The sequence below is a fragment of the Thermorhabdus hydrogeniformans genome, assembly GCF_049310025.1.
In the GTDB taxonomy this organism is placed as follows: domain Bacteria; phylum Bacillota; class Thermosediminibacteria; order Thermosediminibacterales; family Tepidanaerobacteraceae; genus JBJYKD01.
This window is the reverse complement of record NZ_JBJYKD010000052.1, coordinates 1-10619: the sequence shown is the minus strand read 5'-3', so window position 1 is coordinate 10619 and position 10619 is coordinate 1. Positions and strand designations below refer to the sequence as shown.

Below are 10619 nucleotides of genomic sequence, written 5' to 3'. Positions count from 1 at the left end.
GGATCAGCTTTCTAATTACGCTTCCTTGCTTTTTGACATCTCTTCTTTGCCCTGGGATAACCTGCCCAGAAATAAAAAGCTATTGAACGAAACTATGGCACATTACACTGAAACAGATCGCGCTGAATTCTCTTGACGGAACACCAACTCCGCATTTTCCCGATTCTCCCCGGCTTCGATGTATAACCTTTGAGTTTCGAGAAAAATTCTACGATTTGTATCTTTGAAATTCGGCCTTGGTAATCCTGATTGGCTGGATCGCCGTGCGTGGGGTTAAAATCCCGACACAAACCTCAATACAAAATAAAGCAGGGCGATAAAGCCGAATATCATAAAAACGGGCGGAAATACCAGTTCAAAAGCAGCTATGATCATGGCGATGATATCTTTTACATCATAGTCGGGCCTTTTTTGATAACCAGGTTCGTTATCGCCATTAATCCGGCCGTACTCATCAAGGGCTGTAAAATCTCCATGGTTGTTCCGCCTTTTTTTCACAAGCCAGACCCCCTTTGTTTCCACAATCACCACGGGCCACCGACCGCCTGCGGTAAAAAACTCCATTTTGCGTTCTTAAGACTCTTTAACTAATTTAAAGGAAGATATCACTCCACCCACCATTCTTCTATGCTGTTGAACAGGTTTACAGGATCCGGTCTTACACCTTTAATCTTTTTGTTTACCGCCAGCAGGTTGCCGGGGCTGTAAAGGAAAATATACGGCACGTCGTTGGCAATTATTTCCTGTGCTCGAAACAGAAAAGTTCTCCTTTCCTCCTCAAACGCGGAAGCCTGGGCTTTTATCAGTATTTCATCCAGTTGGGGATTGGAATAAGAAACAAAATTATATCCATTTTTTATTTCACTGCTGGAAAACATAAATCTCAAGTCGGGATTCGGAGAAAGTTTCCATCCCATCAGAGCTGCGTCGTATTTTTTATCCAGAACGCGTTTTTCCAGCTCGTCCCATGGAATGTTTATGATCTTGACCCGTACGCCGATCTCCTGGAGGTTTTTTTGTATATCCATGGCCGCCTGGTAACGGGCGCTGTTGGATGTATTTACAAGCATCTCGAATTCAAATCTCTGCCGCTTTCCACTGATTTTTTTCTCCAGTATTCCGTCTCCGTCGGTGTCGGCCCAACCGGCTTCCTTTAGAATCTGCCGGGCGCTGGCCTGGTTGAAAGTTATATGTCTGATCTGGGAATTGTATGCCCAGGAAAAGGGCAGCACGGGTCCGTCGATGACAATGCCCTTGCCGAGAGTGGTATCCTGCAGTATTTTATTTCTGTCTATTCCCATCAAAATAGCCCTTCGGACGTTCGCATCTTTGAAAATGCTTTTGTTAAGGTTAAGTGCCATGAATTCAAAGTATCTGGATGAATACTGTATTAGATTTATATGGCTTATACCCTGAAATATGCCCCAGTCCTGGGGGTCAACGGGGATAATATCAACCTTCTCATGCTTTAACGCCTCTTTCATGGAATTTTTGTCGGGAAAAATTTTTATGGTTATGTCTTCGATGTAAGGCTTTTTACCGTAATAATTTTCGTTCCTCTTCAATAAGATGGACTCGCTGTCTTTTTTGACAAACCTGTATTTGCCCGTGCCGACGGGAACCGCCTGAAGCGCGTTTTGGCCCGGACCGGCCGCCCTTTTTTCTGCATCCCGCTGCACCTGAATTAAAGAAGCCGGCAATATCCCCCTCGCCATGGCGTACAGGAATCCGGCATCCGGCTTATATAGGGAGACTACAAACGTCCCTTCACCGGTGGCGCTGAAGCTCTCAATATTGTCGAACTCCGGAAATAACGGAGCCCTGCCCTGATTTTTTTGCTTTTTCCGAAGTTCGACTATCCTGTCAAATGTGGCTTTAACATCCGCCGACGTAAAAATCTTACCGTCATGCCATTTTACGCCATCCCGCAAGTAAAAGGTGTACGTCCTGCCGTCATCGGAAATATCCCAGGATTTTGCAAGACCTGGCTGAATCCTGCCCTGCTCGTCAATTTTGACAAGGCCTTCATAAATTAATCCCGCTATGGCTTTTTCTTCGTCCGTCTGAACCTGTAAAGGATCCAGCGCCAATGGGGATACGGCGGCAATTGCGACGCCGCCCCCGCTTTTGGGGCCGCTACTGGTTTGGCCGCCCGACTTTTTTTCCTGGGCGGAACCGGCGGGACTATTGGAACATGCCGTAAGAAATATAGCCAGAAGCAAAACGGCCGAAACGATTTTTGTTTTTCTCATGGCTGGCCTCCTGCAGGTGTTTATAAAAATTATATTGTACGACTTGCAGGCAGTCAATTTCCACATTATGTAAAATGTTTCTGCAAATATCCGCCACTTGAAGAATGGCAGTATTACACTCAAGGGTTAATGCTTGAAAAAGCCCTGCAAATCCGATAATAATTATATATAAAAATAAAAAAAATAAAAAAAGGAGGCAGCATATGGAAAGGACATTTGTGATGATAAAACCCGACGGTGTAAAACGCGGGCTTACAGGCGCAATCCTGCAAAGGTATGAACAAAAGGGCCTTAGGATAATCGCCGCAAAGCTTGTAAACGTTTCAAGGGAACTGGCGGAAAAGCATTACCAGGAACATGCTTCAAAACCCTTTTTCGCCGAGCTTATTGATTATATCACTTCGGGGCCGGTTTTCGCCATGGTACTGGAAGGCCCCCAGGCCGTGAAACTTGTCCGCCTTCTAAACGGCGCCACAAAGGTGGAAGAAGCCCTCCCCGGCACCATCCGCGGCGACTTTGCCACCTCCACCACCAAAAACCTGGTACACGGGTCAGACAGCATTGAAAGCGCAAAACGTGAAATAGCCATCTGGTTTCCCGAACTCTAATCTAATTCAATCTATTTCATCCTCACCAGCTTGGGATTTTCTATGATGCCCGGTATCCGGCCCCGTTTCGCCACAGGCCTTCCGTCCACCATTTTCAAATCCATGGTCATATCTATGGGCGATGCCCCTGATATGTAACTCCCCACCCCGAAGGCGTCGGCTCCGGCATCCGACAGCTCCCTTATCCTTTCTGGTGTAAGGCCCCCGGAAACAAAGATTTTCACAAAGCCGTAGCCCTTCTGGTCAAGCCTCTTTCTTACCTCATTCACCAGTGCGGCGGTAACCCCTCCCCTTTCGCCGGGGGTATCCAGCCTCACCCCTTCCAGGGAGCGGCCCAGGGCCTCGGCCACGGCCAGCGCCTCTTCGGCTTCGTCTTTGAACGTATCCACCAGGATTATCCGGGGGGAATCGGGGGGCATTATTTCATCGTAAACCCTGGCCACCGACACCGTATCACCGGCAACGATAACGGCCGCGTGCGGTATTGTCCCCGAAGGTTCCCGCCCAAGCAACTTTGCGGCCAGTATGCAGCTGGCGTTGCTGGCCCCACCGACCACCGCCGCCCTTTCCATAACCGGTGCCACAGCCGGGTGGACGTGCCTTGCGCCGAAGCATATAAATACTTTATCCCCCGCCGCCTCACGACACTGCCGTGCGGCCGTGGCCCACGCGCTGGAATGGGCCAGCATCCCAAGCAAAACCGTCTCATACATGCCAAACTCCTCATAGGGGCCTTTTATCCTCATTACCGTGTCCTTGGGTTCAAAGGTTTCTCCTTCCGGCAAAGCGTAGACTTCCACATTTTTATCTTTCAGAAGATTTATTACTTCTTCCACACCGCAAATAACTCCGGATTTTCTGGGAAATACTTCCGCCACCACTTCCTTCCCGGCCAGCCCCATATACCTTAATATCTCCATGGTCTTTATAAAATAGATATCGGTGGTGGTCCCCGCCATTATCTCATCGTGGTTTGCCGAAAAAAACGCCCTTTGGGGCTCGACTTTGAAATCCTTTACATCCTGTAAGGTTCTGATTCTTTCTATCATATGTACAACCTCTCCTTCAATGTTTTATAAAACTCATGACCACGGCCACTATCCCTGCAGCGGTCATCGGGCCGATGGGGACACCCTTAAAAAAGGCCACTCCTATCACCGAACCCAGGACTATCCCCACAACAATGGACGGTTCGGTGTTAATCAGACCAAGCCCCCTGCCTGAAAGGACAACCGTGAGGGCTCCGGCGAACAGAGCCACCAGAGCAACAGGGCTGGTCAGCACTGCCTGGATGTCTCTCAAAGTAATCTTTCCGGTTACAAAGGGTGTCAGGATCCCAATGGTAAGAATAATAATGCCCAGCCTGATGGCGTTTTTATCCAGATATGAGAGCACTTCCTTCAAATCCAGCAACTTTAAACCGAGCACTACGACGGCCGCCAGTGCCAGGGAATTATTGCGGCTCAAAACGCCCAGGTTGAGGATGATTAACATCGCCAGTATCCCCTGATCCATTTAAAAACGTTCCTCCTTAAAGTTCATATAATCTCCTGTACCACCTGTAAGCGGTCTTTACCCTGGCTACAAAGCTCCTGGTTTCAACAAATGGTATCTTTTCTTCCTTCCCGCCCTTCAGCTGGCCGTTTTTCAGCCAGTTGGTCACATTTCCAACGCCTCCGTTATATGCCGCCAGGGCGAGGGTAACATCCCCGTTGAATTCTTTAAGAAGGGTCGCCAGGTACCACGTCCCAATTTTAATGTTTATATCCGGGTGCTCGAGGTCGTCTACGTCGAAATCATCGATGCCCATCTTTTCCGCCGCCCAGGCGGCGGTTTCCGGCATGAGCTGCATGAGGCCTACCGCGCCTTTGTCGGATACGACCTGCGGTGAAAATCCACTTTCCACCTTGATTACGGCCGCAACCAGGTAGGGGTCTACGCCGTAGTCGCCGGAATACCTGACTATTGAATTTTTAAATTTAAGAGGATACAGGTATTTCATAAACCAGGAAATATTGTTGTACAGCGCCAGTACTCCAACAACTATAACCAAAATTGCGGCGATTCTTTTTGTCACGATAGCTTCAATTCCCCCCATATTCTGTCTACCTGTCTTTTTGTTTCTTCAATACTTCCGCCGTTATCTATAACCCTGTGGGCGAATTTGAGTTTTTCTTCCAGGGGCATCTGGGCCCGTATCCTCTCCAGCGCTTCTGCGAAGCCCATGGATTTTTCCCGGAAAAGCAGTCTTTCCAGCTGGGTCTTTTCGTCGACGGCCACCAGCCATACTTCATCCACCAGCAGGTCAAGACCTATCTCCAGGAGCAGGGCCGCGTCCACAACCACAACGCTTTCATTTTTTTCTCTGAAAGTTTTAAGCCGCCTTTTAATTTCTTCCACTATCCTGGGATGCGTGATGCGGTTTAAGGTTTCCAGCTCTTTTTCATCTGAAAAGACTATGTGTGCCAGTTTTTTCCTGTCGATGTTCCCGTCTTCCCGTAATATCCCCTTCCCGAAGTGCTCGACAACTTCCGCCCAGGCGGGTTTTCCAGGTTGCATTATCTCTTTTGCTATCTCATCCGCATCTATTATAGCAGCACCCTTTTGCTTAAGCAACATGGAAACGGTGCTCTTGCCGCTGGCAATACCGCCGGTAAGACCTATCACCTTCAAAACTCATCCCTCCCCAAAATTAAAGCTCCTCCCAGGTACGTCCCACTTTAATATCCACTAACAGAGGCACTTTCAGGGGGATGGCGTTTTCCATATCGTATTTCACAATCCTTTTGACATCTTCAAGTTCATCTTCCGGCACGTCAAAGATGAGCTCGTCATGGATCTGCAGGAGAATTTTGGCTTTCAGGTTGTTTTGCCTTAAATCCCGATAAACTTTGACCATGGCCACTTTTATGATGTCGGCGGCGCTGCCCTGAATGGGGGTATTCATGGCCACCCGCTCGGCAAAGGACCTCAAATTGTAATTCCTGCTGTTTATATCCGGGATATAGCGCCTGCGGTTCAAAATGGTGGTCACGTATCCCGTAAGCCTTGCGTTCCTGATGGTTTCCCGCACGTAGTTTCTGACCCCCGGATATCTTTGAAAATAGGCCTCTATATAGTCCTGAGCCTCTTTGTTTGAAATGCCGAGGCTCTGTGCAAGACCGTAATCGCTGATGCCGTAAACGATGCCGAAATTCACCGCTTTCGCCCGGTCCCTTAAATCCGGTGTAACTTCATCGGGCGGGATTCCAAATACCTCGCTGGCCGTACGGGTATGGATGTCCTCGCCTTTGATAAAGGATTCCATCAGACTTTCGTCACCGGAGATATGCGCAAGCACTCTGAGCTCTATCTGGGAGTAGTCCCCCGACAGCAGCAGATGCCCGGGCCCGTCTGCCACAAAAACTCCGCGGATGCGTCTTCCCACTTCGGTTTTGACCGGAATGTTCTGCAGGTTGGGTTCGGTACTGCTGATGCGGCCGGTGGAAGTCACGGTCTGATTCAGGCTGGTATAAATCTTCCCGGTGGTTTTATCCGCCAGCGCCAGCAGGCCCTCGGCATAGGTGGACTTCATCTTCATCAGGAAACGGTATTCCAGTATTTTTTCGATTACGGGGTGACAGGGTTTGAGCTTTTCCAGCACTTCCGCATCTGTGGAATAGCCGGTCTTTTTCTTTTTTATCACCGGCAGGGAAAGCTTTTCAAACAGGACCTCCCCCAGTTGTTTGGGGGAATTGATATTGAATTCCATACCGGCCAGTCCGTATATTTCTGCACTAAGTTTGTCCAGTTTTTTGCCAAACTCTTCTGAAAGCGCCTTTAGTTTTTCACAATCCACTTTAAAACCCGTCAGTTCCATGTCCGCCAGGACAAAGCTGAGCGGCATTTCCACTTCATAAAAGAGCTGCTTCATGTCGCAATCTTCAAGCCTCTGTTCAAGAACTTCCTTCAGGTCCTTTAACACCGCGGTTTTTTGCCCCGGGTCTGCCGCATCCCGCAACTCCGCGCCAAGGTACTCAAAGGCAATGTCCTCCAGGTCGTATCGGGGCTTTGATGGATCTAGCAGATATGCCGCGAGCATGGTGTCAAAACTGCAGCAAAAATCCATGCCCATCCTTTTCAGGGCATTTTTCGTAAACTTTCCGTCATGGGCGATTTTCTCTATCCCGGGGTCCTTTAAAATGGCAGCAAGCTTAAATTTCGCTTCGGGATTCATGTTAATTAATTCCCATGGCACATAATAAAGGCCTTCACCTGTCGCAAGACTTATACCCTTTATGGTGGCCTCCAGAGAATTCTGCTTACATGCGTCTAATAAAAGGCTCAGGGTCTTTGACGAGTGTATTTCCTCCACGGCGGCATTTAAACCGGCCACATCCCCTACATGGCGGGATACCGCCCCGCCGGTGGCCCCTTTCACACGCGGGCGCTCTATTTTATTTATCAGGCTGTTAAATTCCAGCTCCCTGAACAGCTTTAACAACTTTTCATAATCGGGCTCCCGGCGCTTGAAATCTTCAAAATCAAAAGCAAGATCCACATCCCTTACAATGGTGGCCAGGTACTTGCTGACCCGGGCTTGCTGGCTGTAGTGCTCGATAACGTCTTTTATCTTTCCTTTGATCCTGTCGGTATTTTCCAGCAGGTTCTCCACGGAGCCGAACTCACGGATAAGCTTTGCGGCGGTCTTTTCCCCCACATTTGGCACTCCCGGTATGTTATCCGACGCGTCTCCCATGAGCCCTTTCATATCAGGTATGGATTCGGGGGGGATGCCAAAGCGCTCCACCACCTTCTCAGGATCGAATATTTCCAGTTCCGTAATGCCCTTTTTGGTCAGCAGGACATTCGTCATGGGCGACACCAGTTGAAGCGCATCCCTGTCGCCGGTCAATATCAGTGAAAAAACACCCGATTCTTCCGCTTTCCTGGACACGGTCCCCAGCACATCGTCGGCCTCAAAGCCGTCTATTTCCAGGTATTTTATGTTAAGGGCTTTTAATATGTCTTTCAATATATCAAACTGCCCTATGAGTTCTTCGGGAGTCCCCGGCCTGGTGGCCTTGTAGGCCGCATATTCGGTGTGCCTGAAGGTGGGGCCCTTTTTGTCGAAAGCCACGGCCACGTAATCGGGATTCTCTTCTTTCAGTATTTTAAAAAGCATATTGGTAAAACCATACACCGCATTGGTATGTACGCCTCTGGAGGTCCGCAGCGGCGGCAGGGCGTGAAAAGCCCTGTGCAGCAGGCTGTTGCCATCTATGAGCAGGATCTTTTTCATTATTTTCACCCCGATACTATTATTTCACCAAAAACTTTCAAATACCTGCCGGTAATGAAAAAAAAGCAAAATATAAACGGCTGATTGCCATATTTCGCCATATTATGACAAAAATAACATTTTAATACCTATATTCTCTTTACTTCTTCGACAAAAAATGCAATATATAGTAGAAGAAGTGTGAGGAGTTGATGAGTTCGTGGTAGATGAAATATTTAAAGATATTGGAAAAAAAATCAGGCACATCCGCCTGAAACAAAATCTCACCCAGGAAGAACTCGGCGAAAAAGCGAACCTCCACTACAGCTATATAGGTCAGATGGAAAGAGGGGATAAGGTTCCTTCTTTAAAGACTCTTAACAAAATAGCAAAGGCGTTAAACGTAAGTCTGGATTATGTTCTTGAAGGAACAAAAAACTGCGAAGAGAGCTGCTCCGCCGACGATTCCATTAGCGAACTCATTCACCTATTAAAATCAAGACCTCCAAAACAAATGGAAATGCTTATTTCCATATTCAAAACCATCATCGCGGAATTTGATAAATATGAAAAAATAGCAGAAAATGAGGAAAAATAAAAAGTCGCTGAAAAGCGACCTTTATTTTTAGATATCACGCCGCCGATGCGGCACTACTTATCATATCTGGTGCCGAAGGCGGGAGTCGAACCCGCACGGGTTTAGGGCCCACCGGATTTTGAGTCCGGCGCGTCTGCCAATTCCACCACTTCGGCACAAATGCAATAATATATTAACATATCTTACAGAAGATTTCAAGTGGATATCCCTGCTTTGTGCGGATATCCTTCTTTTGTTTCCATTTGTTTTCATTCCACCGAAGCAACATTTTCATTTTATTCTTTTTTATTCTATTTTCATACTCCCCCCAATAATTTCTCGAGGTTTTCCGGACCCTTTTTGCTTCTTGTGATATGCGTCACAGATTTTATAAGACAGCACGATTATCATAGATATAGAATAAATTTTAAAACTCAGGGAGGATGAGCTCATGTTTTGTTATCAGTGCGAGCAGACGCCAAAAGGGGGCTGCACCAGAACAGGAGTGTGCGGCAAAAACGAGGATATTGCCAGCCTCCAGGATATCATCATATTCGGGTTGAAAGGCATTTCCGCTTACGCCGTGCACGCCCGGGAACTGGGATTTACAGACCCGGAAGTGGACGCCACCATCGAAGAAGCCCTTTACATGACCCTTACCAACGTCAATTTCAACCTGCAGGAACACATAAACATGGCCATGAAGGTGGGAAGGGCCACCATTAAGGTTATGGAGCTTTTAGACAAAGCCCACACCTCAAAATTCGGCGTCCCCAGCCCAGTTTTTGTTACCGAGGATAAAATCGAAGGCCATTGTATTCTGGTTACCGGCCACAATTTACACGCCCTGGAGGAGCTGCTGAAACAATCCGAGGGCAAGGGCGTAAACGTGTATACCCATTCGGAAATGCTCCCGGCCCACGGTTATCCCGAGCTGAAAAAATACAGGCACCTCAAAGGAAACATCGGCAAATCCTGGACGGACCAGCGCAGGGTTTTTGAGGAGTTCCCCGGAGCCATACTCGGCACCACCAACTGCATAATGCCGATTAAAGGCACATACTCCGACCGGTTCTTTTCCTATGAGATAGCCGGCCTTGAAGGCGTTCAGAAAATCGAAAACGACGACTTCACACCCATCATTGAAAAAGCGCTGTCGCTGCCCGAAGCCCATGTCGAGTCGGACAGAGTCATAGCTACGGGTTTCCACCACGAAAATGTGCTGAAACTGGCCCCCGATATCATCGATGCCGTAAAATCCGGCAAAATCAAAAAGTTCTTTGTCATAGCCGGCTGCGACACCCCCGGCAGCGGCGGAGATTACTACAGGGAACTGGCCATGGCCCTGCCCAAAGATTGCGTGATTCTGACAACATCCTGCGGCAAGTTCCGCTTCAACGATGTAGATTACGGCACGGTGCCCGGGACGGACATCCCGCGGTATATCGATCTGGGCCAGTGCAACAACTCCATTTCAGCCGTAAAAATAGCCGCGGCTCTGGCCGAAGCCTTTAACTGTTCGGTCAACGAACTTCCTCTCAATATTGTCCTGTCATGGTTCGAGCAAAAAGCTGTGGCAATACTTTTGGGCCTCTTCAGCCTTGGCATTCAAAATATTTATATCGGACCCAGACCGCCGGAATTCATTACACCCGGTGTTTTGAAGGTGCTTCAGGAGAATTTCAATCTGAAATTGATCGGCGACGTCAAAACAGACCTGGCCCGGATGCTGGGTTAAAGCGAAAATTTCTTCCATGCCCCTAAAAGCAAAGGCGCTCTGAAGTTTTGCCGGCCTGGGAAAATTTTCGAAAAAATTAGGAAGGCTCAAGCCTTCCTAATTTAATCTTTGATTCCAGTGTAAAAACTCCCCCTTTTCCCCAATCCATATTTAACCAAATACGGCTTGAAAAATAAAAACTAAC

The 10619-nt window shown here is 48.1% G+C and carries 10 protein-coding genes and 1 tRNA gene; 3 read left to right on the top strand and 8 right to left on the bottom strand.

Annotated elements, in window-relative coordinates:
• Window positions 1-273: 273 nt before the first annotated feature.
• On the bottom strand, window positions 274-498 hold the full coding sequence (locus ACKX14_RS15075) for a hypothetical protein (protein ID WP_422449105.1): 225 nt from the start codon (window positions 496-498) through the stop codon (window positions 274-276).
• 107 nt (window positions 499-605) lie between these two features.
• Window positions 606-2252, bottom strand: a complete 1647-nt coding sequence (locus tag ACKX14_RS15070; protein ID WP_422449103.1) for an ABC transporter substrate-binding protein — start codon at window positions 2250-2252, stop codon at window positions 606-608.
• Window positions 2253-2455: 203 nt separating this feature from the next.
• On the opposite strand from ACKX14_RS15070, the gene ndk reads away from it, so the two are divergent.
• Window positions 2456-2860, top strand: coding sequence for a nucleoside-diphosphate kinase (ndk, locus tag ACKX14_RS15065; protein ID WP_422449101.1), 405 nt, complete (start codon window positions 2456-2458; stop codon window positions 2858-2860).
• Window positions 2861-2871: 11 nt separating this feature from the next.
• Here the strand turns inward: ndk and ACKX14_RS15060 are convergent, their stop codons facing one another.
• The 5 genes from ACKX14_RS15060 to polA are packed head-to-tail and all read right to left on the bottom strand — an operon-like array spanning window position 2872 to window position 8141.
• Window positions 2872-3909, bottom strand: a complete 1038-nt coding sequence (locus ACKX14_RS15060) for a nicotinate phosphoribosyltransferase (RefSeq protein ID WP_422449099.1) — start codon at window positions 3907-3909, stop codon at window positions 2872-2874.
• A 16-nt stretch (window positions 3910-3925) separates the two neighbouring features.
• Window positions 3926-4375: a DUF441 domain-containing protein gene (locus tag ACKX14_RS15055; protein WP_422449097.1), complete on the bottom strand. Its 450-nt coding sequence runs from the start codon at window positions 4373-4375 to the stop codon at window positions 3926-3928.
• A gap of 16 nt (window positions 4376-4391) precedes the next feature.
• On the bottom strand, window positions 4392-4937 hold the full coding sequence (locus ACKX14_RS15050; RefSeq protein WP_422449095.1) for a lytic transglycosylase domain-containing protein: 546 nt from the start codon (window positions 4935-4937) through the stop codon (window positions 4392-4394).
• Complete coding sequence (coaE, locus tag ACKX14_RS15045; protein WP_422449093.1) at window positions 4934-5533, bottom strand: dephospho-CoA kinase; 600 nt, start codon at window positions 5531-5533, stop codon at window positions 4934-4936. Before coaE ends, ACKX14_RS15050 begins: the two co-directional genes overlap by 4 nt.
• 19 nt (window positions 5534-5552) lie before the next feature.
• The gene (polA, locus tag ACKX14_RS15040; protein WP_422449091.1) at window positions 5553-8141 is read right to left on the bottom strand and encodes a DNA polymerase I; all 2589 of its coding nucleotides are present in this window, start codon (window positions 8139-8141) and stop codon (window positions 5553-5555) included.
• Between the two features lie 199 nt (window positions 8142-8340).
• Here polA and ACKX14_RS15035 point away from each other — a divergent pair, with 199 nt between their 5' ends.
• Window positions 8341-8718, top strand: a complete 378-nt coding sequence (locus ACKX14_RS15035; protein WP_422449089.1) for a helix-turn-helix domain-containing protein — start codon at window positions 8341-8343, stop codon at window positions 8716-8718.
• A 67-nt stretch (window positions 8719-8785) separates the two neighbouring features.
• Here ACKX14_RS15035 and ACKX14_RS15030 read toward each other — a convergent pair.
• Window positions 8786-8873: transfer RNA gene (locus ACKX14_RS15030), tRNA-Leu, on the bottom strand.
• Window positions 8874-9148: 275 nt separating this feature from the next.
• Here ACKX14_RS15030 and hcp point away from each other — a divergent pair.
• Complete coding sequence (hcp, locus tag ACKX14_RS15025) at window positions 9149-10435, top strand: hydroxylamine reductase (RefSeq protein ID WP_422449087.1); 1287 nt, start codon at window positions 9149-9151, stop codon at window positions 10433-10435.
• Window positions 10436-10619: the final 184 nt, after the last annotated feature.

Bases quoted from the DNA above. Each gene is read 5' to 3' on its own strand.
- polA (WP_422449091.1), bottom strand. From the start codon at position 8,141: ATGAAAAAGATCCTGCTCATAGATGGCAACAGCCTGCTGCACAGGGCT.
- ndk (WP_422449101.1), top strand. From the start codon at position 2,456: ATGGAAAGGACATTTGTGATGATAAAACCCGACGGTGTAAAACGCGGG.
- ACKX14_RS15070 (WP_422449103.1), bottom strand. From the start codon at position 2,252: ATGAGAAAAACAAAAATCGTTTCGGCCGTTTTGCTTCTGGCTATATTT.
- ACKX14_RS15055 (WP_422449097.1), bottom strand. From the start codon at position 4,375: ATGGATCAGGGGATACTGGCGATGTTAATCATCCTCAACCTGGGCGTT.
- ACKX14_RS15060 (WP_422449099.1), bottom strand. From the start codon at position 3,909: ATGATAGAAAGAATCAGAACCTTACAGGATGTAAAGGATTTCAAAGTC.
- hcp (WP_422449087.1), top strand. From the start codon at position 9,149: ATGTTTTGTTATCAGTGCGAGCAGACGCCAAAAGGGGGCTGCACCAGA.